The sequence below is a fragment of the Bosea sp. (in: a-proteobacteria) genome (genome assembly GCA_023910605.1).
GTDB lineage: Bacteria > Pseudomonadota > Alphaproteobacteria > Rhizobiales > Beijerinckiaceae > Allobosea.
Window position 1 is genome coordinate 3593869 of the sequence record JAAVVV010000001.1, and the last position, 22372, is coordinate 3616240.

The following is a 22372-nucleotide window of genomic DNA, read 5'->3' on the forward strand; positions in this document are numbered from 1 at the left end:
ACCGCTTGCTGGGGGCCGGCCTCAGGCCTGGCCCCTGACCTTGAGATGCGCCACGTTGCGCTCGATGGCAAGGGTCGCAAGGCCAGCCAGCAGCGCCCAGAACGCCGCGCCGATGCCGAATATCGACAGGCCCGAGGCCCCCACCGCGAAGGTGACGACCGCCGCGAAGCGTTGTTTTTCATCCGCCATGGCCCCGGCCAGCGAAGCGGCCAGCGAGCCGATCAGCCCAAGCCCCGCCACCGCCACGATCAGCGCCTTGGGCATGGCGAACATGATGGCGAGGATGGGCGCGACCAGAAGCGCGATGAGGCACCACAGCAGCCCATACCAGATGCCGGCCTTCCAGCGCTCCCTGGGATCAGGATGGGTGTCCGGACCCGTGCAGATCGCCGCCGAGATCGCCGCCATGTTGACCATGTGCGCGCCCAGCGGCGCCGTGAGCAGCGACGCGAAGCCCGTGACCGCCAACGCTGACGCCGTGGGCGGCTGATAGCCAGCCTGCCGCAGCACCGCGAAGCCCGGCAGGTTCTGCGCCGCCATCGTCACCAGATAGAGCGGCACGCCGATGCCGATCATCACGGAGGGCTCGAAGACGGGGTGCGCCCAGGCGAAGCTCGGCATCAGCGAGGGCAGCACCGGCGCCGAGGCGAGCCCCGTCGCGAAGGCGAAGCCGATGCCGCCGACAAGGGCCGCGATCACGGCGCCGAACGGGTTGAAGCCGCGCACGACCAGGAACAGCAGCACGATCGCGCCGACAAGCATGGGCTCCACCCGCATCTCGTCGAACACCGCCACCACGAAACGGAAGATCACACCTGCCAGCATCGCAGAGGCGATCGGCATGGGAATCCGCGCCACCAGCGCGCCCAGCGGCTTCACGAATGCGGTGGCGATCATCAGCACGGCCGCCACGATGAACGCGCCGACCGCCGCATCGAGGCTGATGCCCGATGACGCTGCGATCAGCGCCGCGCCCGGCGTCGACCAGGCGCAGATGATCGGCATGCGGTGCCGCCAGCTCAGGAAAAGCGCGGCAAGGCCCTTGGCAAGACACAGGCCGGCGATCCACGACACGGTCTGCTCGGGCGTCGCGCCAAGCGACTGCGCGGCGGCGAGCACCACCGCGACGGAGGCGGCGAAGCCGACGAAGGCAGCCACGAAGGCGGAGAAGAGCTGCGACACGGCAGACCCCTGGAGAGATTGAAAGGAGCTGGCCCAGCGCCCGGAGGGGTGCAGGCATTCAGGGCTTGGGGGCCCTGCGCAGGCGGGCATGGCGCCATGCGGTGAGCATGGCCTCGGTCAGCTCGTCCTCGGAGAGCCGGTCAAGGCGCGCCGTGGTCCACCCCTTCCGCCCCACCCGCCGGGCACGGGCGAGAAGGCATCGCGGGCGATGGTGCAGCGATAGCGCTGTTCCTCGGGCGTAAACTTGAAGTTGGCGCTGGCGCCGTCGGCTGCGAGAACCGCATAGATGCGGTTCACGCCATAGCCGGTGTTATCGAAATGCGGGGCCGCCACCGTGCCCTTGAAGCCCAGCGCGACGCGGTCGAAATCCACGGCGTTGACCATGCGCGCCCTGTTCCCTTCGCCCGCGCGCCGCTTCAGGCGGCCTTGGCGGCGCTGGCCACCGGGTCAAGCTCGCCCTTGGCATAGCGCCTGGCCATCTCCGCGAGCGTGAACACGCGCCTGATCTTCGAGGCCTGGCCGGCGGTGTTGAACTCCTGCAGGCGCTGCCTGCACAGCCTGGACATCGCATCCATCGCCGGCTTGAGATACTTGCGCGGGTCGAACTCGCCCGGGTTCTCCGCAAAGACCTTGCGGATCTGGCCGGTCATGGCCATGCGGTTGTCGGTGTCGATGTTGATCTTGCGCACGCCATGCTTGATGCCGCGCTGGATCTCCTCCACCGGCACGCCCCATGTCGGCTTCATCTGCCCGCCATAGGCATTGATGATGTCCTGAAGCTCCTGCGGCACCGAGGAGGAGCCATGCATGACGAGGTGCGTGTTCGGCAGCCGGGCATGGATCTCCTCGATCACGTTCATGGCCAGCACCTTGCCGTCCGGCTTGCGGGTGAACTTGTAGGCGCCGTGGCTGGTGCCCATGGCGATGGCGAGCGCGTCGACACGCGTCTCCAGCACGAACTTCAGCGCCTCGTCCGGATTGGTCAGCAGCTGGTCATGGCTGAGCTTGCCCTCGGCCCCATGTCCGTCCTCGGCCTCGCCCATGCCGCTTTCGAGGCTGCCGAGCACGCCAAGCTCGCCCTCGACCGAGATGCCGCCCAGATGCGCCATCTCGACCACCTTGCGGGTGACGGCAACGTTGTAGTCCCAGTCGCCCGGCGTCTTGCCGTCGGCCTTGAGCGAGCCGTCCATCATCACCGAGGTGAAGCCGGCCTGGATCGCTGTCATGCAGGTGGCGGGCTCGTTGCCATGGTCGAGATGCACGCAGACCGGGATGTGCGGATAGATCTCGGTCACCGCGTCCATCATGTGCTTGAGCATGATGTCGTTGGCATAGGAGCGCGCGCCGCGGCTGGCCTGGATGATCACCGGCGCGTCGACCTCGTGGGCCGCGGCCATGATCGCCAGCGCCTGCTCCATGTTGTTGATGTTGAAGGCGGGCACGCCATAGTCATGCTCGGCGGCATGGTCGAGCAGTTGGCGAAGGGTGATGCGGGCCATGGGCGTTCTCCGGGTAAGGAAAAGACTACGCGTGCTTGAGGGCATATAATTGGGGCATGCCATCAGTGGACATAAGTTGCGGGATGCGAGCAGACCGACTGGGCATCATTTTCGCTTTAGAACGTATTTCATACAATCACGTTCGGCATCGAGGTTTCGAGAAACAATCCGAAAGCTCATTCCTGTGGAAGGTGATGTACGAAGTTCACCGTAAAATCTTGTAGCCCGATCTATGTATCCGGTTGAGCTCCTTCTGGCATAAACCCCACAAACAAATGTAACGTCTGGACGGGTTTGCAAGCATCGCCCTAACAAGGACCCAACTACTGTATTGTTGGGATCACCGGATAGCTGCTTAGCCTCAAGTTCCACTAGCGCCTGTGGGTAGCGACGCAGTGGAAATGGCGAAAATTGGCAATCATTCTCGTTTTGAGCGAAAGCCGCGCCGTTGTGAACTGAAGAAAACAGGGAAAGAAAAACTAAAACCTCACAAGCTCGCCGCTTATGGGACTTTAACTTCACAGTCATAAGCTACCCCTTCAACGCCTCGACCCCCGGCAGCGGCTTGCCTTCCATCCATTCGAGGAAGGCCCCCCCTGCCGTCGAGACATAGGTGAAATCGTCTGCGACGCCGGCCTGGTTCATGGCCGAGACGGTGTCGCCCCCGCCCGCCACCGCGACGAGCGCGCCGGATTTCACAAGCACAGCGGCAGCCTTGGCCACCGCCATGGTTGCCGTGTCGAACGGCTCAAGCTCGAATGCGCCGAACGGCCCGTTCCAGACCAGGGTTTTCATCATCCGCAGCCGGGCGATCACCGCCCCGGTCGATCTCGGCCCGGCATCGAGGATCATCTCGTCGGCGGCGATGTCGCCCACCGCGGCGATCCTGTGTCCGGGATTGGCCCTGAACTCCCTGGCGGCCAGCGCATCCACCGGCAGCATGATCTCGCAGCCGGCGGCCAGCGCCTTGGCCTCGATCTCCCGGGCGGTGCCGACCAGATCCTTCTCGCACAGCGATTTGCCGACATCGTGGCCGTGCGCTGCGAGGAAGGTGTTGGCCATGCCGCCGCCGATGACGAGGACATCGACCCTGCCGACGAGATTGCCCAGAAGGTCGAGCTTGGTTGACACCTTCGCGCCGCCGACGATCGCCATGACGGGGCGCTGCGGCTTGCCAAGCGCCTTGTCGAGCGCCTCGAGCTCGGCCTGCATGGTGCGCCCGGCATAGGCCGGCAGAACATGCGCGAGCCCCTCCGTGGAGGCATGGGCACGGTGCGCCGCCGAGAAGGCGTCGTTGACATAGGCGTCGCCATTGGCGGCCAGAGCCGCCACGAAGGCCGGATCGTTCGTCTCCTCGCCGGCATGAAAGCGCGTGTTCTCGAGGCACAGCACCTCGCCGGGCTTCACGGCGCCCACGGCCTGGGCCGCAGCCTCGCCGATGCAGTCATCGGCGAAGGCGACGGGCTGGCCAAGATGGCCCGCCAGCGCCGCCGCGACGGGCCGCAGGCTCTGCTTCGGGTCACGGCCCCTGGGCCGGCCGAAATGGGCGAGCAGGATGACGCGCGCGCCCATCCGGGCGAGATCGCGGATGGTGGGCACGATGCGCGTGAGCCGCGTGGCGTCGGAGACGGCGCCGTTCTCCATGGGCACGTTGATGTCCACCCGGACCAGGACGCGCTGGCCGGCGAGACGGGCGTCATCCAGCGTCCGGAAGGCGTTCATTGCGGCGTCACAGTCGGAACGATCGCCGGCAGCAGCCCCGGCACGCCATAGCGCATCAGCGCGTAACACAGCGCCGCGCCCATAATGGCGGACACAAGCGCGATCACGAAGATGGTGGCCGCGCCGGGCTTCCGGCGCACGCTGTCACGCAGCCGGGCGAGGTCGTCGCGCACACCTTGCAGGTTCATGTCCTGGGTGGCGCCCTCGAGCCGCAGCGTCGCCTTCTCAAGCGCGCTCTCGACGCGCATCATGCGCTCTTCGGAGCGTGCGAACTTCTCCTCGATCCGCGCCGTCTTGTCCTCGACGCGGCTGAGCTGGTCCAGCTTGCCGGCGTCTGCCGGCGCGGTCGCCGGCTCCTGGATGCGGGGGGCGCCGGACAGCGGCAGGGCGGCAACGGCCGATCCTTCGGGCGCCGGGTCGGACTTCACTAAATTGGCCATGGCGTCAGCCTCCGTGAGGTGGGTTCAGGGAAAAGGACGGCGGGGCCGCGCGGCCCCGCCGCGCCCGGTCAGATCAGCTTCGCCATCGCGACGGCAGTGTCGGACATGCGGTTCGAGAAGCCCCACTCGTTGTCATACCAGGAGAGCACCCGCACCATGCGCTCATCCATGACCTTGGTCTGGTCGAGCGCGAAGGTCGAGGAGGCCGGCGCGTGGTTGAAGTCGACCGAGACGTTGGGCTGGTCGGTGACGGCGAGGATGCCCTTGAGAGGACCACGCGCCGCAGCCTTCATGATGGCCTCGTTGACCTTCTCGACAGTGGTCTTGCGCCTGGCCATGAACTTGAAGTCCACCACCGAGACGTTCGGCACCGGCACGCGGATCGAGGTGCCGTCCAGCCGGCCCTTCAGCTCCGGAATGACGAGCCCGATGGCCTTGGCCGCGCCCGTCGAGGTCGGGATCATCGACATGGCGGCGGCGCGCGCCCGATAGAGGTCCTTGTGCATGGTGTCCAGCGTCGGCTGGTCGCCGGTATAGGCATGGATCGTTGTCATGAAGCCCTTGTCGATGCCGACCGCCTTGTGCAGCACGGCGACGACCGGCGCGAGACAGTTGGTGGTGCACGACGCATTGGAGACGACGAGGTGGTCCCTGGCCAGCGCGCTGTCATTCACGCCATAGACGACCGTGAGGTCGGCATTGTCGCATGGCGCCGAAACCAGCACGCGCTTCGCGCCGGCGGCAAGATGGGCGGCGGCCTTGTCGCGGCTTGTGAAAATGCCCGTGCATTCCATCGCGATGTCGACGTCCAGCTCCTTGTGCGGCAGCTGCGCCGGGTCCTTGATCGCGGTCACGCGGATGCGCTTGCCGTTCACGATGATGGCGTCGCCATCGACCTTCACCTCGGCAGGGAAGCGGCCATGCACCGAATCGAAACGCAGCAGGTGCGCGTTCGTCTCGACAGGGCCCAGATCGTTGACTCCGACGACCTCGATGTCCTTGCGCTTCGACTCGACGATGGAGCGGAGCACGTTTCGGCCGATGCGGCCGAAGCCGTTGATGAAGACGCGGACTGTCATGGGGTCACCTTCTCTGGAATGCGAGAATTCAGGTTGGATGGCAGCCCTTTTGCCCGAATTTGCGGCGGTTTCAAGCCATGCCGCCACAAAAGACGATTATTGGTTATGCTTGGCCTTGACAGCGGCGGCCACGGCCTCGGCCGTTATCCCGAAATGCTTGTAGAGCTCCTTGTAGGGGGCGCTGGCGCCGAAGCCAGACATGCCTACGAATCCGCCCTCTGGCCCGATCAGCGCATCCCAGCCCATCCGGATCCCGGCCTCGACCGCGACCTTGATGCGCGCCGGCCCGATGATCTTGCGGCGCACCGGCTCGGGCTGCGCCAGGAACAGCTCCAGCGACGGAACCGAAACGACCCGCGCGCGGACGCCGGACAAGCTCAGGAGCTTGCGCGCCGCCGCGGCGATCTCGACCTCCGAGCCGGTGGCGAAGATCGTGGCGTCGGCACGACCGCCTTCTGCCGAGAGCAGCTCATAGGCGCCGTGCGCGCACAGGTTCGCGCGTGAGGCTTCAGCACGCATCGGCGCGAGGTTCTGCCGGGTCAGGGCCAGCACGGTGGGGCCATCGGTGCGCTCGAGCGCCATCTGCCAGCACTCGGCCGTCTCCATCGCATCCGCCGGCCGCAGCGTGCGCAGGTTCGGGATCGCCCTCAGCGCCGCCAGATGCTCGACCGGCTGGTGCGTCGGCCCATCCTCGCCCAGCCCGATCGAATCATGGGTCATGACGTAGATCGCCGGCTGGTTCATCAGCGCCGCGAGCCGGATGGCCGGGCGGCAGTAATCGGTGAAGACCATGAAGGTCGCACCGGCCGGACGCAGGCCGCCATGCAGCAGCATTCCATTCATCGCCGCCGCCATGGCGTGCTCGCGGATGCCGTAATGGACATAGCGGCCCCTGGGCGATTTGGGCGTGAAGGCCACGGCCGTCTTCATGCGCGTGTTGTTGGAGGGCGTGAGGTCGGCCGAGCCGAGCACCAGTTCCGGCACCACGGGCGTTATCGCCTCAAGCGCCATTTCGGACGCCTTGCGCGTCGCCACGGTCGGCGGATTGGCGGCGAGCGCCGCCTTGTGCGCGTTGATCGCCCTTGTGAGCTTCGCCGGCGCCTCTCGTGCGAGCCGGCGCTTGAACTCGGCCTGCTTGCGCGGGTTCAGGGCCGAGAAGGCGCCGTCCCAGGCCTTGCGGGCTGCAGCGCCCCGCGCGCCGGCTGCCCGCCAGGCCTTGAGCGCGGCCTCAGGCACATCGAAGGCGCCGGCCGCCACTCCAAGCCTGGCCTTGGCGGCGGCAAGCTCCTCGGCGCCAAGCGGCTCGCCATGAGCCTTGGAGGTGCCCGCCTTCTTCGGCGAGCCGTAGCCGATGACTGTCCGGCAGGCGATGAGCGAGGGCCGGTTCGCCGCCCTTGCGCGCTCGATCGCCGCGAGGATGGCGGCGGGATCATGCCCGTCCACGCGCTCGGCGCGCCACCCGGCCGACTGGAAGCGGCGGATCTGATCGACAGAGTCCGAGAGCGACAGCGGCCCGTCGATGGAGATGCCGTTGTCGTCGAACAGCACGATCAGCTTGTTGAGCTTCTGGTGGCCCGCCAGCGCGATCGCTTCCTGGCTGATGCCTTCCATCAGGTCGCCATCGGAGGCGAGCACATAGGTGTGGTGCCCCACGACGCCCTTGCCGAACTCCGCCGCCAGCATCCGCTCCGCCATGGCCATGCCCACCGCTGTGGCGAGGCCCTGACCGAGCGGGCCGGTCGTGGTCTCGATCCCGGGCGTATGGCCCACTTCCGGATGGCCGGGCGTGAGCGAATGCAGCTGGCGGAAGCGCCTGATCTCGTCGAGCGTCATGCCCGGCGTGCCGGTGAGATAAAGCAGCGCGTAGATCAGCATCGAGCCATGGCCTGCCGAGAGCACGAAGCGGTCGCGGTCGGGCCAGGCCGGATCGGCGGCATCGAACTTCAGCACCTGCGAGAACAGCACGGTGGCGACATCCGCAGCGCCCATGGGCAGGCCGGGATGACCGGACTTCGCCTGCTCCACCGCGTCCATCGCCAGCGAGCGGATGGCGTTGGCGAGCATGTCGTGGTGGGTGCGGTCGGTCATGGCGTGCATCCGGCAATCATGTGGCGCCTTGGCGGCGGGAAGGGGCAACGTCTAGGGGCCGCGTCGCGCCGCGCGAGCCTGCGGCAGGCGGGAGCGGCGTCAGGCGGGAGCGGCGGGGCCCGATGGCCACCCCCACGCTCGTGCGGTCGATAGGCCGCAAGGCCGGCCAGAGTCAACCAAGCGGGGCCGATCTTGCGAGCGAGGCCTGCTTTGCAAGCCAGGCCGATCTGCGGCATTCGCCACGGTCATCGCAGCGGTCCGTTCATCGTGCCCGCGCGGCCCCGGCCGGGCGGGCCCACGAGCGATGGGCCCACGAGCGATGGCCACACGAGCGATGGCCACACGAGCGGTGGGCCCTTGCGCCCATTCCTGTTCGGCACGGCCCTGACAATCGGCTGCCCAGCGGTTACGATGACGAATCGAAACCGACGTCTCTGGACCCGCCATCCACCCGAGGGATCATGCAGGTGACCACGTCATCGCTCGAATACGCTCTGCAAAGCCTCGACGAATCGCTTGGCCAGCTCGAGGCCGCGGCGCAGCGCAAGCTCGACCTCGAACGCCGCCGCGGCGATCTCGAGACGGAGCTTGCAATCATGCAGGATGATCGCGCCCGTCTCGCCACGGACCTCGACGGCGCGCTCTCGCGCCTGCGCTCGGTGGAGACGGCTGCCGACGACGCGGTGCAGCGCCTTGACCGCGCCATGCTGGCGATCCAATCCGTCCTCGGCGAGGAGCCGCAAGATTCTCAGGGCCGCGCCGATGGCGGCCCGGCACGCGGCCACTGATGCCAGCCCGCTAACCCGCTTGAAGCAGGATCTCCACCATGGGGCAGGTCACCGTCACGATCTCCGGCAAGGTCTACCGCATGTCCTGCGGCGACGGGGAGGAGGCGCACCTCGAAAGCCTGGCCGCACTGTATGACTCCCGCATCGAGGACATGCGCAAGGGCCTTGGCGAGCTCGGCGACATGCGCCTTCATGTCATGGCGGCGCTCATGATCGCGGACGAGATGTCGGAGATGAAGAGGCGGGTGGAAAGCCTTGAGCAGAAGCTCGACGCTCTCAAGGGCGATGCGGGCTCCGCCGAGAGCCGGGCCAGCGAGGTGGAACGCGTGGCCACCGCCGCCATCGCCTCGGCTGCCGATCGCATCGAGAAGGTGGCGCGGTCCCTCGCGCCTGCGCCAGCCGGCTGACGCTCACGGCGCCTCGCCGAGAATCGCGGCATGAAGCGCCAGCAGCCGCGCGGCCATCTCCGCGTGGAGCCGCTCCACCATCACGCCATCCAGCGCGATGGCGCCCTTGTCCCGGTTTTCGGGCAAGGCGAAGGCCGCGATCACGGCCCTTGCCCGGGCGACCTCGCCATGGGTCGGCGCATAGACCACATTGGCGATGGGCGCCTGGGTGGGATGGTTCAGCGTCTTGCCGTCAAAGCCCATGTCGCGCCCCTGGTCCGCCTCGCGCGCAAAGCCTTCAAGATTGCGGAAGTCATTATAGACCCCGTCCAGAATTGCGATCCCATGCGCCCGCGCGGCCAGAAGCGCGGTCGAAAGCCAGTGCAGCATCGGCTCGCGGCCCGGCACAAGCCTCGCGCCGGTCTCGCGGGCCAGGTCATTGGTGCCGATCACGAAGCAGGCGAGCCGCGTGGCGGGGTCATGGGCGCAGGCCGCCAGCGCTTCTGCACGCAGGATCGAACGGGCGGTCTCGATCATGGCCCAGACCCTGAGCCGCTCCGGCGCGCCGAACGCGCCGAGGCGTGCGCCCACACGCGCAAGATCGGCGGGATCGGAAACCTTGGGGATGAGCACCGCATCGGCCCCCGACCGCGCGGCCATGGCCAGGTCGTCCTCGAACCAGACGCTCCCGGGCGCATTGGTGCGGATCACCATTTCACGGCGCCCATAGCCGCCGCTCGCCAGCGCCGCCTGGGCAAGTTCCCGGGCGACCGTCTTCATCTCGGGCGCGACCGCGTCCTCGAAGTCGAAGATCACGACATCCGCGTCGATCGTTCGGGCTTTCTCGATGGCCCGGGCGTTGGAAGCCGGAAGATAGAGTGCGCTTCGCCGTGGGCGGATCATACCAGGCCTCCCGACAGCCGAATTGGATGACGGCTGCTCGGGAGGACAGAGTAGACAAAGCCCTGGCAGCTCGCCATGTCTGTGGCTCCTGGCGGCCGCGCGGTCTTGTGGATAAGAACAGTGAATGGCTGGAGCAAACTGGATCGCAGGCGTGGATGGCTGCCCGGCGGGCTGGATCGTCGCCCTTGCGCCGGCCGATGACATCACAGCTCCCCGCATCCGCGTGATCCGGCGCCTTGCGCAGGTGCTGGAAGCGCCCGAGGCGCCCACGATCATTGCGGTCGACATGCCGATCGGCCTGCCCGAGCGCATCGAGGGGAACGGGCGTGCTCCCGAGCGGCTGGTTCGCCCATTGCTCGGTGCGCGCCAATCCTCTGTCTTCTCCATCCCGGCCCGCGCCGCGATCTATGCAGCGGATTATGTGAGCGCCTGCGCCGAGGCAGCGGCCCGGTCAGAGCCGCCGCGCAAGGTCTCGAAGCAAGGCTTCATGCTCTTCCCCCGCATCCGGGAGATCGACACGCTGCTTCTCGAGAACGAATCGGCGAGGGCCATGCTGTTCGAAAGCCATCCGGAGGTCGTGTTCTGGGCGCTGAACGCAGGCCGCGCCCTCGGCCAGCCCAAGAAGATCAAGGGCAGCCCCTGGCCCGATGGCATGGCGCTGCGCGCCGGCTTGCTGGAAGCCCATGGCATCGGTGCAGTTGCGCTCGCCAGGGCCGCGCCGCGCGGCGCAGGCCAGGACGATATGCTCGACGCGCTCGCCTGCCTCGCCACCGCCCGCGCCATCGCCCATGGCCGGGCGCAATCCTGGCCTGCGCCGCCCGCAAGCGATGCCTGCAACATCCCGATTGCGATCTGGGCTCCCATGCCGCAAAGCTCGGTTTCTCCTCGCCAAGGCCCGAGCTCATGACCAGCCCCGTCTACCGCACAGACATCAATGACGCAGCCGCCCGCATCGGCGGGCGCATCCGCCGCACGCCGATCGTGGAGCTGGAGCGCGGCGCGCTGGGCGGGGACTGGGTCCCGATGCTCAAGCTGGAACTCCTCCAGCATGCCGGCTCGTTCAAGCCTCGCGGAGCCTTCAACAACCTGCTTTCGCGCAGCGTGCCCGAGGCTGGCGTAGCAGCCGCTTCAGGAGGCAATCACGGCGCCGCCGTGGCCTATGCCGCGATGCAGCTCGGCCACAAGGCCCGCATCTTCGTGCCGCAGATCTCGAGCCCTGCCAAGATCGAGACGATCCGCCGCTTCGGCGCGGAGATCGTGATCGGGGGCGCACGCTATGACGATGCCCAGGCGGCCTGCGACGCCCACATCGCCGTGACAGGCGCGCTGAGGGTCCATCCCTTCTCCTCGGTGGAGACGATCGCGGGCCAGGGAACGCTGGCGCGCGAGTGGGACGAGCAGCTTGGCGCCGGCCCGGCGCTTGACAGCGTGCTCATCGCCGTCGGCGGCGGGGGTCTGATTTCCGGCGCGGCGGCCTGGTGGGCCGGCCACTCCACCCGCGTCATCGGCGTCGAGCCCGAGGGCTCGCGGGCGCTGCATGCGGCGCTCGAAGCCGGCGCGCCGGTCGACGTCGCCGTCCAGTCCGTCGCCGCCGATTCGCTGGGCGCGCGCAATGTCGGGCAGCTTGTCCTTGATGTCTGCCGCCAGACGGTCGATCACGTCGCCCTCGTGCCCGATGACGCCATCACGCTGGCGCAGAAGACGCTGTGGCAGGATTTCCGCCTGGCCGCCGAGCCCGGCGGCGCCGCAGCCTTCGCCGCCATCCTGTGCGGGGCCTATCAGCCGGCGCCCGGCGAGCGGGTCGGCATCCTGCTCTGCGGAGCCAATGTCGAGTTGAAGAAGTTGCAGGACACGCTGTCATGAGCGCCGGCACGGCGGCGCCCGGAGCGAACCCTGCCCCAGTGGCGGAGCGCGCCACGGCGCGGCTGATCATTCTCGACCCGGAGGACCGCATCCTGCTGATCCGCTATGCGGCCACGCAGCGCCAGTCGCGCTCCTGGCCGGGGCTGTCGAGCTTCTGGTTCACCCCCGGCGGCGGCATCGAGCCCGGCGAGAGCGCGGAAGCGGCTGCCTTGCGCGAGATGGAGGAGGAGGTCGGGCTGACTGGCCTGCCCCTGCTGGGCGAGGTGGCCCAGCGTGATGCGTTCAACGACCTGTTCACGCGCGCCGCCTTCTGCCGCGAGCGTTACTTCCTCGTGCGCGCGCCGGGGTCGGGCTTCGACACGACGCGGCTCGCCGAGACCGACCAGGACGAGGTGCTCGACGTGCGCTGGTGGGCGCCGGACGCCTTCGCGGCCAGCGGCGAAGTGCTGATCCCCGCGACGGTGCTCGCCCTGGCGAGGCGGCTTGCCACAGGTGCGCTGCCGGTTGTGCCCATCGATCTGGGCCTTGGCGGTTGACTTCCCGCCCCTGACAGCTAGCTGCGGGATAAGCCGGCGGCGGCATCCGCTGCTCTGGCCACCTTCCGCGCCGGCCGTGCTGAGGAGACCGCAGGCTTGAACTTCCTTGACCTCGCCACGCAGAACCTCGTGTCCCCCATGGTTCTGTTCTTCGCGCTCGGCCTCGCCGCGGCGCTGGCGCGCTCGGATCTCACCATCCCCGAGGCCGTGGCCAAGACGCTGGCGCTCTATCTGATGATGTCCATCGGCTTCAAGGGTGGGGCCGAGGTGGCCAAGTCGGGCTTCACCTCGCTCATGCTCTGGGTCATGCTGGCCGGGGTCATCCTGTCCTTTATCATTCCGGTCATCGGCTTTTATGCGCTCAGGGCCACGTCACGGCTGCCCGCGGTCGATGCGGCGGCGGTTGCCGCGCATTACGGCTCGATCTCCATCGTCACCTTCGTCGCCGCCACGGAGGCGGTGCAGGGACAGGGGCTGCCCTTCGAGGGCTTTCTGGTTGCGGTCGCTGCGGTGATGGAGACGCCCGCCATCCTCTCGGCGTTGCTTCTGGCGCGGCGCGCGCGCGGACCCGGAAAGGAGACCGAGGGCGAAAGCGCGGGCGCGCTCATCCGCGAGGTCGGGCTCAATTCCTCCGTGGTGATGCTGGTCGGCTCCTTCCTCATCGGCTGGGCCACGGGCGCGAAGGGCCTCGCCATGATCGCCCCGTTCATCATCGATCCGTTCCGTGGCATCCTGTGCCTATTCCTGCTCGACATGGGCCTTGTCGCAGGGCGCGGCATGCGTGAGGGCGCGCGGCATTTGTCTCCGCCCGTGCTGGCCTTCGGCATCCTGATGCCGCTGTTGTCTGCTGCTCTGGCGACCTTCGCCATAGCGCCGCTGGGCCTGTCGGTGGGTGGGGCGGCGCTGTTCATCACGCTCAGCGCCTCGGCCTCCTACATAGCCGTGCCGGCCGCGATGCGGCTGGCCCTGCCCGAGGCCAAGCCGGCCATCTATCTCACCTTGTCGCTCGGGGTGACCTTCCCCTTCAATCTCGCGCTCGGCATTCCGCTCTACCTTGCGCTGGCCCAGCGCGTCGGGCTCTGAGGAGGCCACCATGGTCGTCACACATCTCAAGAAGCGCATCGAGATCATCCTCGAAGCCCCTGCCCTGCACCGCCTCACCGACAGGCTCAATCAGGCCGGAGTCACCGGCTACACCATCGTGCCAGTGCTGGCGGGCTCCGGCCGCGAGGGCGCCTGGAGCGCCGAGGGCCTGGCGGGCGATGCAGGCCGACTGGTGATGGTGATCTCGATCGTCGACGCCGCAAAGGCAGACGCCGTGCTGGAGCGGGTCTATTCCGTGCTGGCCCGCCAGATCGGCATCGTCACCGTCTCGGATGTGCAGGTGATCCGGGCGGATCATTTCTGATGCCGGCCCGCAGCATCGCCGCCGCGCGGCCAGGCGCAGGCCGCGCGCTGGCGGCGCTGCTGATCGGCGCCACGGCCATCGGCTTTTCGGCGATCTTCGTGCGCTTTTCCGATGTGGGACCCTCCGCGCTCGGCTTCTGGCGCATGGCCTTCGCCCTGCCTTTCCTCGCGGCCTGGGCCCTGCGCGATCGCTCCGGCAAGCGGGCGGCACGGACGGCAGGAATGCCGACGCACGCGCTCCCCTGGGCGGCGGTCACGCTTGCTGGCCTCGCCTTTGCGCTCGATGTCTACCTGTTCCATGTCGCGGTGGGACTCACCACCATCGCCAAGGCATCGCTGCTGGGCAACGCGGCCCCGATCATGCTGGCCGCGATCGGCATCCTTTTCCTGGGCGACAAGCCAAGCCGCATGGTGCTGGGCGCGCTGGCGCTCTCCTGCGTGGGGATGGCGCTGCTGATCAAGCCGGACAATCTGGCGGGCGGCGTGCTTCTGGGCGACCTGGCAGGTATGGGCGCGGCATTCTCCTATGCTCTCTATCTCATCGCGATACAGCGCGCCCGGCGGACGGGCTCCTCGGCCTGGATCAGCCTCACCTCATCAGCCATCTGCGCGGTGGCGTGCCTCGCCGTGGCCTTGCTGCTGGGGGAAACCATCCTGCCGCAGAGCCTTCACGGCTGGCTGGCCGTCATCGCGCTCGGCGTCATCTCCCACGCGCTGGGTCAGGGCCTGATCACGGTGGGCCTTGGCGGGGTCAGCCCCTCGCTGGCGGCCGTGGTGCTGATCTATCCGGCCATGGTCTCGACGCTCGCCGCCTTCGCGGTGTTTGGCGAGGCGCCCACGGCGCTGCAGAGCCTCGGCGGCGCGCTTATCCTCGCCGCTCTCGTGATGGCGCGGAGGGGCTGAGCGCCCCGCCACGGATATCGCCGCAGGCTTGCTACTCCGCCGCGTGCCGCAACGGCTTGACGTTATCGGGCAGGGCCGTCGCCTGATGGTCGTCATGGCGCCAGGCGCTCTCATCCTCGCGCTTGCCGAGGAACGGTGCGAACATGCGGCTCACAAGGCGGCTGAGGTCATCCATCACCGTGTAGAAGGCGGGCACGAACACAAGGCTCAGCACGGTCGACACCAGCAGCCCGCTGATCACAGCGATCGCCATGGGCGCGCGGAATTCGCCGCCATCGCCCAGCGAATAGGCTGACGGCAACATGCCGGCGGCCATGGCGATGGTGGTCATGACGATCGGCCGCGCACGCTTGTGGCCGGCATCCATCAGCGCCTCGCGCCGGTCGATGCCCTTGGCTTCCGCCTCGACAGCGAAATCGACCAGCATGATCGCGTTCTTGGTCACGATGCCCATCAACATCAGCAGTCCGATATAGACCGGCATCGAGACGGCATTGTTGGTGGCGAGCAGGCCCAGCACGACGCCGCCGAAGGAGAGCGGCAGCGAAAGAAGGATGGTGATGGGCTGGAAGACCGAGCCGAACAGCAGGATCAGCACGGCCAGCACGATCATCAGGCCGGTGCCCATCGCATTGATGAAGCCCTGCGCCACCTCGCCCTGGATCTCGGCATCGCCCGTGACCTGCACCCAGACGCCCTCGGGCAGGCCCACCTCCCGGACGATTCCGTTGAAGATGTCCTGGGCCGTGCCAAGCGGCAGCCCGCGCTTGAGGTCGGCGCCGATCGAGGAGCGGCGCACGCGGTCATAGCGATCGATCGAGGACGGACCCTCGCCGAAGCTGATGTCGGCGACGGAACTGAGCGGAATGGACCGCCCCGTCGCCGAGGTCACGCGCAGCGACATCAGCCGCGCCATGTCGGTGCGCGCTTCCTCCTCGATCTGCACGCGGATCGGCACCAGCCTGTCGCCGGTGTTGAACTTGGCGAGATTGGCGCCCGCATCCCCGATCGTGGCGACGCGCACGGCCTCGGAGATGGCTTCAGGCGTGATGCCAAGCTCAGCCGCCTGTTCGAGACGCGGCCGGACCCGGACTTCCGGACGCGACAGCGCGCCGGTGGCGGCCACGTTGAGGAAGCCCTCCACCTGGCGCATCTGTGCCTCGAGCTGCGCCACGGCTTCGGAAAGGGCCTCGCCGTCACGCGACATGATCGAGAAAGCCATCTCACGCTCGCCGCGCTCGTTCACATACCAGGCGCGGACATCCGGCGCTTCCGCCAGCCGGTCCGCGACGATGGCCTTGAAGTCCTTCTGCGCGATCTTGCGCTCCGTCTTCGGCACCAGCCGGATGAACAGCGCTGCGCGCCGCACCTCGCGCTGGCCTGTGGCGGAGGAGCCGCCAAGCGCGAAGACATGGCGGATCTCGGGGGCCTCACGCAGCCGCGCCACGATCTGGTCGGTGGTGCGGCGCATTTCCTCCAGCGTCGAGCCGGGAGGCAGCTCGATGTTGGCGACGATGCGGGAATTGTCCTCGTCGGGGATGAACGCCGTGGGCAGCAGGGCGGTCGCCAACACCGACGCCACCAGGAAGCCCACCCCGATGATCAGGGTGAAGTAGGCGTTCGACACCGGAACCTTGAAGCGGCCCGGCCCGAAGCGCCAGGTCTTCAGCGTGAAGGCGAGGAGCGACAGATAGGCGCGCATCACGAAGCCGTCCTTGTGCTCCACATGCTTCACCGGGCGCATCAGGTAAGCTGCCATCATGGGCGTGATCAGCCGCGCCACCAGCAGCGAGAACAGCACCGCGACAGCGACCGTCAGGCCGAACTGCTTGAAGTATTGCCCCGCCACGCCGGGCATGAACGACACCGGCGCGAAGATGGCCACGATGGTGAGCGTGATCGCGATGACCGCGAGGCCAATCTCGTCGGCCGCCTCCATCGCGGCGCGATAGGGCGATTTGCCCATCTTCATGTGCCGGACGATGTTCTCGATCTCGACGATGGCGTCATCCACCAGGATGCCCGTCACCAGGGTGATGCCCAGCAGGCTGACGAGGTTGAGCGAGAAGCCCATCAGGTCCATGGCCCAGAAGGTCGGAATGGCCGAGAGAGGAAGCGCCACCGCCGTGATCAGCGTGGCGCGCCAGTTGCGCAGGAACAGCAGCACCACCAGCACTGCCAGCGCCGCGCCCTCGAGCAGCGTCGTCATCGCGGACTTGTAGTTGCCATAGGTGAAGGCCACGGCATCGTCGATGAGCTGCATCTGCACGTCGGGATAGCTCACGCGCAGCTCGTTCAGCCGCCGCTCGACGACATGCTTGACCGAGAGCTCGCTCGCTCCCTTGGAGCGGAACACCGCGAACGAGACGACAGGCTGGCCGTTGAGCCGTCCGAAGCTGCGCGGTTCGGAGTTGCTGTCCACCACGCTGCCAAGCTCGCGCAGGCGCACCTCGCGTCCGCCAGGCAGCACGATCTTGGCGTCGGCAAGCTGCTCGACGCTGCGCGCCCCCGCCAGCGTACGGATGGCCTGCTCCTGCCCGCCGATCTCGCTGCGCCCGCCCGCCAGGTCGACGTTCGTGGCGCGCACCTGACGGTTGACCTCCGCAGCCGTGATGCCGAGGGCGAGCAACCTGTCGGGATTGAGCGAAATGCGGATCTCGCGATCGACGCCGCCATAGCGGTCCACGCGCCCGACGCCCTTAAGACCCTGAAGCTCGCGCGTGATCACGTCGTCGACATGCCAGGACAGCTGCTCCAGCGTCTTGCCGGGCGAGGAGGCGGCATAGGTCAGGATCGACTGGCCTTCGACGTCGATCTTCTGCATGATCGGCTCGTCAATGCCGCGCGGCAGGTCGGCGCGGATCTTCGCGATCGCATCCTTGACGTCATTGAGGGCCCTGTCCGAATTCACCTCCAGACGGAACTGGATCAGCGTCTGGGATGTGCCGTCGGTGAGCGTCGAGATCACGCGCTTGGCGCCGGCGATGTTCGCCACCGCATCCTCGACGCGCTTGGTGATCTGCGTTTCGAGCTCGGCGGGCGCCGCGCCGGACTGCGTCACGGTGACCGAGACGAGCGGGATGTCGATGTTGGGGAAGCGCGTCACCGGCAGGTTGACGAAGCTCATGATGCCGAGCACGCACAGCACGAAGAACAGCAGGATCGAGGGGACCGGCTTGCGGATCGACCACGCGGAGAAGTTGATGTTCATCAGCCGCTCCTCAACGGGTCGTGATGGCGCTGGTGCGGTCGACTGCCGGCACGGGCGTGATGACGTCGCCATCGCGGACGAAGGTTCCGGCGCGCGCCACGACGGTGGCTCCCTCCTGCACGCCCTCGATCAGCTCGACCTTGCCCTCGCCGGCGAGCCCGATCCTCACGATGCGGCTGCGGACCACATTGCCCTTCTCCACCACCTGCACGGTTGCGAGGTCACGCCGGTAGGTCACGGCCGAGACGGGCACCGTCAGGCCCACGCGCCGGTCGATTTCGATGAGGCCGCGCGCGAAGGCGCCGATGGAGCCTGCCGCCGCCACGGGCAGCGAGATGCGCACGCGGCCAAGCCGCGTCAGCCGGTCCACCTCCGGCGAGATAAGACGCACCTGGCCTGCGATCGGCTGGTTCATGCCGGCCCGCGTGACCTGTACGGGCTTGCCGATCGTGAGGCGCGGAATGTCCGCCTCGGGCACCTCGGCCTCGAGCTCGACCGCTCCATCCGCGATGATGCGGAACAGCGGCTCGGGCGAGCCCATGCCCGCGATCGCGCCCTGGCGGGCGTTACGGCGGCTGATGACGCCGGCGCGCGGCGCCTTGATCTCGCTGCGCTGGATGCGCAGCCCGATGTCGCTGCGCTGCGCCTGCGCCGAAGCCAGCTCGGCCTGCGCGATGGCGAGCGCCTGCACCGATGCGGTGAGCCGCGCTTCGGCGCTGCGCGCCGCGCCCTGCCGCTGCTCGAAGGCGTCGGCGCTGGTGATGCCTTCGCCGCGCAGGGCCTGCGCGCGGGCAAGGGCGTTGTTGGCCAGCGTCCGGTTGGACTCGGCCTCGACGATCTGGGCGCGTGCCTGCGCGATCGTGGCCGTGACGCGCTGAAGGTTCGCCGCGTTCTGCTCCAGCGCCACGTCAAGCGCGGCGCGGTTCAGCCGGGCCAGAACCTGGCCCGCCTCCACCTGGTCGCCCTCCTCGGCGAGGATCTCGAGAATGGCGAGGCCGTCCACCTGCGGCAGCACAAGCACCTCCTCGCGCGCCACGATGTTGCCGGAGACCAGCACGGTCGCTGCCACCTCGGTGCGCTCGACCTTCACCACGGTGATGCTCGGCGGGCGCGGCGCAGCCGGAACGGGCGCGCCCTGCTGGCCCAGCGCGGGGCATGCAATGACCCCTGCGAGAGCCGCCACAACAAACCCGCGACGCAAAGCGCGCCGGCCAAACGCCGGGAGAGTTGCAAGGGACATCGGCAAAAAGCGGCTCACGGGAACACTCCGTTCAATCATGACGAACGCCCGGACCGTGGGCGGCGCCAGCACTGCCCGGCGTCTGCAGAAGGGATGGCATCTGCCCAGCGCAGGCGAGGCGCAGCACGTCGGCGAGTTGCTGCACATGCGGCGCGGGGGCGAAAGCCGGCTCGCGGGCACGACGGGCGAGAAGTCCGTCGGCCATCGACATCAGCAGGCTCGACAGCGCCGGCACGTCGATGTCGGCCACAGCCTCGCCGCGCTCGACAAGCCGGGTGAGGAAGCCCGTGATCCAGCCCCGAATGTCGGCTTCGCAATCCTGGCAGATCTCCGCGATGGCAGGGTTGCGGGCTGATTCAGCCCACAGTTCAAGCAGGAACACCATCTTCTCGCGCGGCTCGCGCACCAGATGATGCTCGCCGATCGCCACGAAGGCGCCCATCAGGTCGCCCGCCACGTTCAGCCCCGCGAAAGAAGCGGCCAGATCGGCCCTGTCACGCGCCGAAAGCCCCGCGATGATCGCATCTTTGGACGCGAAATAACGATAGATGTTGCCCGCGCTCATCCCCGCCTCTGCCGCGACAGCCTGCATCGTGGCCCGGTGAAAGCCCGAACGCACGAAGCACCGATGCGCGGCGTCGAGAATGCGCGTGCGATGATCGGTCGCCGGCGGGACGGCATGATGGCTCATGGAGAGTTCCGATTCCGCATTGGGGCAGGCGAGCCGAACCCCGCTGTGCCATAATGAGAATGAACGTTCATTCCCATTGATGACCTATCACGGGCTCTGGTTCATGGCGAGCGGGTTTTTCAAATGCGGCACGACCGCCGGCGCGACATGCGGACGCGCAGATGCTCACAAGCCCTCGGCACAGGGCGGAGGCGGCGCCTCGATTCAGCGCAGCTTGATGGGCCTTGGAAATGCCACGGGGCGATTGCCCCCGGGTTCGCCGCCCGATTTCGGCAGTTTCTCGGCCATGCCGTAAAGCTGCTCGCGGCGGTCCATCTCGCGCCAGACCTCGTCGGGCGTGATGCCGGCCTCGGCCAGGACCACAATCAGGTTGTAGATCAGATCGGCACTTTCGAGGATGACGGCCTCGCGGTTGCCCTGCACGGCATCGAGCCCCACCTCGACAGCTTCCTCGGCCAGCTTCTTGGCCATCTTCGGCATGCCTTCGCGGATGAGCTTGGCCGTGCGCGAGAAGGCGGGATCGCGCGTGCGCGCCGCCAGAACCGCCTGATAAAGCCTGTCGACCGAATCGCTCATACGTCCAATATCGACTTCAAATGTTTAAGTTGCGTGACAATAGGCCCGTTTACTGAAGCCGGCAAACTGTTTAACGAGAGTTTGGTAGACCCCGCGCTTGAACGGCACGATCAGTGCCGGCACCTCGGCAAGCTCCGCCCAGCGCCAGGCGCCGAACTCGGCCTTGTGCCCTCCGGCGGGGCTGGCGATGTCGATCTCGGCCTCGTCTCCCGTTAAGCGGAAGGCGAACCATTTCTGGGTCTGGCCCCGCCAGCGCCCGTTCCACGAGCTGCCCAGGGCGTCGGCAGGCAGGTCGTAAGCCAACCATTCCGCCACCTCGCCCAGCAACGTCACCGAGGCCACACTGGTTTCCTCGCGCAGTTCGCGAAGGGCGGCCGCAAGCGGCGCCTCGCCCTCGTCTATGCCGCCTTGAGGCATCTGCCAGCCCTCATCGCCCGAAAAGCCGATGCGCTGGCCGATGAAGACCTTGCCTTCACGATTGAACAACGCGATGCCCACGCAGGGCCGGTAGCCCTCCTGCGCGGCCTCGACACCTGTCATCGCAAAGAGCCGGTGGTCTGCGCCTTGGCGGCCGGGCCGCCCTGCACTGCTGCGCTCACGGGCACCAGGCGCAAGCCGCGCTGCTCCAGGGTGCGGCTCCAGCGCGCCAGCCGCTCAATGGTGAGCGGCAGCGCCGAGGCGGACGCAATGGCGAAGCCCTTCTGCCGGGCGATCTGCTCGAGCCGGGCCAGCTCCTTGTCGATGGCGTCCGCGCGCTGGGTCAGGTCCAGCACCAGTTCGGCCTTGAAGGCGGGGGTGCGGAGCCCGCCGGCCAGCGGCGCCATGACGCTGCGGCCCGACGAGCCGTCATCGATCACCATCAGGCCGCGTTCGGCGAGTTCGCGCAGCACGGGCGACAGGGCCGCCTCGTCCGACATGAACCGGCCGCCCATGAAGTTGACGATCCCTACATAGCCGCTGAAGCGGCTCATCACCCAGCGCAGGCGCTCGCCATTCTCGCCGCTCGCAGGCCCCGTCAGCAGCGTGTGCGGCCCCGGATCATTGTCCGGATAATCGAACGGCTCCATCGGCACCTGCAGGAAGATCTCGTGCCCGTCGGCGCGCGCCCGCGTCGTCGCCTTTTCGAGTTCGCTGCCATAGGGGGCGAAGGCAAGGCTGATCTCGCCAGGCAGGCGTGCGATCGCGTCCGCGGTCGAGGAGGCGCTGATGCCCAGCCCGCCCAGAATTATGGCGATGCGCGGCTGGGTCGGCACCTCGCCCGGCACCGGGCGCGCATAGACCTGCCAGGCCCGCGCGCCATCCTCGCCGACGCGGGGCAGGATGCCGTTGCGCGTACGCTCGCTCAGCCGCCGGTCGGGCGCTGGCGCAAGGCGCACCGCGCTGGCATCCGGCACCCGGATCACCACGGAGTTGGGCGTATCCGCGCCGCCCGGCCGCAGCACCTTGACCCCGGCCTCCTTCTCCATCTCGCTGGCCGTGGACTGGGCGCGCTCCTCTGGCGCAGGCTCGGCTGCATCGCCGGCCGAGACGCCGAAGGACGTCGCGCCCGGCGCGCGCTGCGTGGCAGGAGCGGTGATGGGAGAGACGGCCACAGGCCGCCCGCCATCGGGATGGCTCGACAGCCCTACATAAACGCCGGCCGCAGCCAGCACGGCGAATGGAGAGCCGCCCAGAGCATAGCCGAGCCAGCGCGGAAAGCGGCGCGCGCGCTTGGCCGGGCGCGGCGCGCCCAGTGGCTTCTGCAGATCGGATGAGGGCAGATCAACCAAAGCTTAGCCCCAAAGCGCCAGCGAATGGCGCGAATCAGAGACCTCTGTGTGGCAGCACTGTGATGCTTTGTCATGCCGGCGTCGAGAGC

21 protein-coding genes and 1 pseudogene are annotated in these 22372 nt (G+C 67.9%); 8 read left to right on the top strand and 14 right to left on the bottom strand.

What is annotated here, in order from left to right:
* Positions 1 to 21: 21 nt before the first annotated feature.
* From benE to tkt, 7 genes and pseudogenes are all read right to left on the bottom strand, one after another.
* Positions 22 to 1272 carry a benzoate/H(+) symporter BenE family transporter gene (benE, locus tag HEQ16_17330; protein MCO4055772.1) on the bottom strand — a complete coding sequence of 417 codons (1251 nt, stop codon included), beginning with the start codon at positions 1270 to 1272 and terminating at the stop codon, positions 22 to 24.
* A pseudogene (locus tag HEQ16_17335) lies at positions 1241 to 1566 on the bottom strand (MmcQ/YjbR family DNA-binding protein). Before HEQ16_17335 ends, benE begins: the two are co-directional and overlap by 32 nt.
* Before the next feature lie 32 nt (positions 1567 to 1598).
* Positions 1599 to 2681 (bottom strand): fructose-bisphosphate aldolase class II, encoded by a 1083-nt coding sequence (locus HEQ16_17340; protein ID MCO4055773.1) that lies wholly within the window; start codon positions 2679 to 2681, stop codon positions 1599 to 1601.
* 531 nt (positions 2682 to 3212) lie between these two features.
* The gene (locus tag HEQ16_17345; GenBank protein ID MCO4055774.1) at positions 3213 to 4403 is read right to left on the bottom strand and encodes a phosphoglycerate kinase; all 1191 of its coding nucleotides are present in this window, start codon (positions 4401 to 4403) and stop codon (positions 3213 to 3215) included.
* Entirely contained in the window at positions 4400 to 4843 is a 444-nt protein-coding gene (locus HEQ16_17350; GenBank protein MCO4055775.1) for a hypothetical protein, read from the bottom strand. Before HEQ16_17350 ends, HEQ16_17345 begins: the two co-directional genes overlap by 4 nt.
* A 68-nt stretch (positions 4844 to 4911) precedes the next feature.
* The gene (gap, locus tag HEQ16_17355; protein ID MCO4055776.1) at positions 4912 to 5922 is read right to left on the bottom strand and encodes a type I glyceraldehyde-3-phosphate dehydrogenase; all 1011 of its coding nucleotides are present in this window, start codon (positions 5920 to 5922) and stop codon (positions 4912 to 4914) included.
* Between the two features lie 96 nt (positions 5923 to 6018).
* A complete protein-coding gene (tkt, locus tag HEQ16_17360; protein ID MCO4055777.1) occupies positions 6019 to 8010 on the bottom strand; it encodes a transketolase in 1992 nt (663 codons plus the stop codon).
* A gap of 461 nt (positions 8011 to 8471) precedes the next feature.
* Here tkt and HEQ16_17365 point away from each other — a divergent pair, with 461 nt between their 5' ends.
* Together HEQ16_17365 and HEQ16_17370 are read left to right on the top strand one after the other, a co-directional pair.
* A complete protein-coding gene (locus HEQ16_17365; GenBank protein MCO4055778.1) occupies positions 8472 to 8798 on the top strand; it encodes a DUF4164 domain-containing protein in 327 nt (108 codons plus the stop codon).
* 38 nt (positions 8799 to 8836) lie between these two features.
* Entirely contained in the window at positions 8837 to 9205 is a 369-nt protein-coding gene (locus HEQ16_17370; GenBank protein ID MCO4055779.1) for a cell division protein ZapA, read from the top strand.
* A 3-nt stretch (positions 9206 to 9208) separates the two neighbouring features.
* On the opposite strand, the gene HEQ16_17375 is transcribed toward HEQ16_17370, so the two are convergent.
* Entirely contained in the window at positions 9209 to 10087 is an 879-nt protein-coding gene (locus tag HEQ16_17375; protein ID MCO4055780.1) for a CoA ester lyase, read from the bottom strand.
* 124 nt (positions 10088 to 10211) lie between these two features.
* Between HEQ16_17375 and HEQ16_17380 the strand changes: the two genes are divergently transcribed.
* The 6 genes from HEQ16_17380 to HEQ16_17405 all read left to right on the top strand — a co-directional run bounded on the left by HEQ16_17380 (position 10212) and on the right by HEQ16_17405 (position 14796).
* Positions 10212 to 10994, top strand: coding sequence for a DUF429 domain-containing protein (locus HEQ16_17380; protein MCO4055781.1), 783 nt, complete (start codon positions 10212 to 10214; stop codon positions 10992 to 10994).
* Entirely contained in the window at positions 10991 to 11950 is a 960-nt protein-coding gene (locus tag HEQ16_17385) for a threonine/serine dehydratase (GenBank protein ID MCO4055782.1), read from the top strand. Before HEQ16_17380 ends, HEQ16_17385 begins: the two co-directional genes overlap by 4 nt.
* Entirely contained in the window at positions 11947 to 12486 is a 540-nt protein-coding gene (locus tag HEQ16_17390; protein ID MCO4055783.1) for an NUDIX domain-containing protein, read from the top strand. The genes HEQ16_17385 and HEQ16_17390 overlap by 4 nt, the downstream gene beginning before the upstream one ends.
* Positions 12487 to 12624: 138 nt before the next feature.
* Positions 12625 to 13569, top strand: coding sequence for a sodium-dependent bicarbonate transport family permease (locus HEQ16_17395; protein MCO4055784.1), 945 nt, complete (start codon positions 12625 to 12627; stop codon positions 13567 to 13569).
* Positions 13570 to 13579: 10 nt separating this feature from the next.
* The gene (locus tag HEQ16_17400) at positions 13580 to 13894 is read left to right on the top strand and encodes a DUF190 domain-containing protein (GenBank protein ID MCO4055785.1); all 315 of its coding nucleotides are present in this window, start codon (positions 13580 to 13582) and stop codon (positions 13892 to 13894) included.
* The gene (locus HEQ16_17405) at positions 13894 to 14796 is read left to right on the top strand and encodes a DMT family transporter (protein ID MCO4055786.1); all 903 of its coding nucleotides are present in this window, start codon (positions 13894 to 13896) and stop codon (positions 14794 to 14796) included. Before HEQ16_17400 ends, HEQ16_17405 begins: the two co-directional genes overlap by 1 nt.
* 31 nt (positions 14797 to 14827) lie before the next feature.
* Here the strand turns inward: HEQ16_17405 and HEQ16_17410 are convergent, their stop codons facing one another.
* From HEQ16_17410 to HEQ16_17435, 6 genes are all read right to left on the bottom strand, one after another.
* The gene (locus HEQ16_17410; GenBank protein ID MCO4055787.1) at positions 14828 to 18007 is read right to left on the bottom strand and encodes an efflux RND transporter permease subunit; all 3180 of its coding nucleotides are present in this window, start codon (positions 18005 to 18007) and stop codon (positions 14828 to 14830) included.
* Positions 18008 to 18017: 10 nt separating this feature from the next.
* Entirely contained in the window at positions 18018 to 19265 is a 1248-nt protein-coding gene (locus HEQ16_17415; protein MCO4055788.1) for an efflux RND transporter periplasmic adaptor subunit, read from the bottom strand.
* A 13-nt stretch (positions 19266 to 19278) separates the two neighbouring features.
* Positions 19279 to 19938: a TetR/AcrR family transcriptional regulator gene (locus HEQ16_17420; GenBank protein ID MCO4055789.1), complete on the bottom strand. Its 660-nt coding sequence runs from the start codon at positions 19936 to 19938 to the stop codon at positions 19279 to 19281.
* A gap of 204 nt (positions 19939 to 20142) precedes the next feature.
* On the bottom strand, positions 20143 to 20514 hold the full coding sequence (gene hisE, locus HEQ16_17425; protein ID MCO4055790.1) for a phosphoribosyl-ATP diphosphatase: 372 nt from the start codon (positions 20512 to 20514) through the stop codon (positions 20143 to 20145).
* Between the two features lie 24 nt (positions 20515 to 20538).
* Entirely contained in the window at positions 20539 to 21054 is a 516-nt protein-coding gene (locus HEQ16_17430; GenBank protein MCO4055791.1) for an RNA pyrophosphohydrolase, read from the bottom strand.
* On the bottom strand, positions 21051 to 22283 hold the full coding sequence (locus HEQ16_17435; protein ID MCO4055792.1) for a divergent polysaccharide deacetylase family protein: 1233 nt from the start codon (positions 22281 to 22283) through the stop codon (positions 21051 to 21053). Before HEQ16_17435 ends, HEQ16_17430 begins: the two co-directional genes overlap by 4 nt.
* Positions 22284 to 22372: the final 89 nt, after the last annotated feature.

What these genes read in the sequence shown, in the direction of transcription:
- HEQ16_17405 (MCO4055786.1), top strand. Translation starts at nt 13,894, where the DNA reads ATGCCGGCCCGCAGCATCGCCGCCGCGCGGCCAGGCGCAGGCCGCGCG.
- HEQ16_17370 (MCO4055779.1), top strand. Translation starts at nt 8,837, where the DNA reads ATGGGGCAGGTCACCGTCACGATCTCCGGCAAGGTCTACCGCATGTCC.
- gap (MCO4055776.1), bottom strand. Translation starts at nt 5,922, where the DNA reads ATGACAGTCCGCGTCTTCATCAACGGCTTCGGCCGCATCGGCCGAAAC.
- tkt (MCO4055777.1), bottom strand. Translation starts at nt 8,010, where the DNA reads ATGACCGACCGCACCCACCACGACATGCTCGCCAACGCCATCCGCTCG.
- HEQ16_17340 (MCO4055773.1), bottom strand. Translation starts at nt 2,681, where the DNA reads ATGGCCCGCATCACCCTTCGCCAACTGCTCGACCATGCCGCCGAGCAT.
- HEQ16_17390 (MCO4055783.1), top strand. Translation starts at nt 11,947, where the DNA reads ATGAGCGCCGGCACGGCGGCGCCCGGAGCGAACCCTGCCCCAGTGGCG.
- HEQ16_17430 (MCO4055791.1), bottom strand. Translation starts at nt 21,054, where the DNA reads ATGACAGGTGTCGAGGCCGCGCAGGAGGGCTACCGGCCCTGCGTGGGC.
- HEQ16_17380 (MCO4055781.1), top strand. Translation starts at nt 10,212, where the DNA reads ATGGCTGGAGCAAACTGGATCGCAGGCGTGGATGGCTGCCCGGCGGGC.
- HEQ16_17400 (MCO4055785.1), top strand. Translation starts at nt 13,580, where the DNA reads ATGGTCGTCACACATCTCAAGAAGCGCATCGAGATCATCCTCGAAGCC.
- HEQ16_17385 (MCO4055782.1), top strand. Translation starts at nt 10,991, where the DNA reads ATGACCAGCCCCGTCTACCGCACAGACATCAATGACGCAGCCGCCCGC.
- benE (MCO4055772.1), bottom strand. Translation starts at nt 1,272, where the DNA reads ATGCCCGCCTGCGCAGGGCCCCCAAGCCCTGAATGCCTGCACCCCTCC.
- HEQ16_17345 (MCO4055774.1), bottom strand. Translation starts at nt 4,403, where the DNA reads ATGAACGCCTTCCGGACGCTGGATGACGCCCGTCTCGCCGGCCAGCGC.
- hisE (MCO4055790.1), bottom strand. Translation starts at nt 20,514, where the DNA reads ATGAGCGATTCGGTCGACAGGCTTTATCAGGCGGTTCTGGCGGCGCGC.
- HEQ16_17365 (MCO4055778.1), top strand. Translation starts at nt 8,472, where the DNA reads ATGCAGGTGACCACGTCATCGCTCGAATACGCTCTGCAAAGCCTCGAC.
- HEQ16_17395 (MCO4055784.1), top strand. Translation starts at nt 12,625, where the DNA reads ATGGTTCTGTTCTTCGCGCTCGGCCTCGCCGCGGCGCTGGCGCGCTCG.
- HEQ16_17420 (MCO4055789.1), bottom strand. Translation starts at nt 19,938, where the DNA reads ATGAGCCATCATGCCGTCCCGCCGGCGACCGATCATCGCACGCGCATT.
- HEQ16_17375 (MCO4055780.1), bottom strand. Translation starts at nt 10,087, where the DNA reads ATGATCCGCCCACGGCGAAGCGCACTCTATCTTCCGGCTTCCAACGCC.
- HEQ16_17410 (MCO4055787.1), bottom strand. Translation starts at nt 18,007, where the DNA reads ATGAACATCAACTTCTCCGCGTGGTCGATCCGCAAGCCGGTCCCCTCG.
- HEQ16_17350 (MCO4055775.1), bottom strand. Translation starts at nt 4,843, where the DNA reads ATGGCCAATTTAGTGAAGTCCGACCCGGCGCCCGAAGGATCGGCCGTT.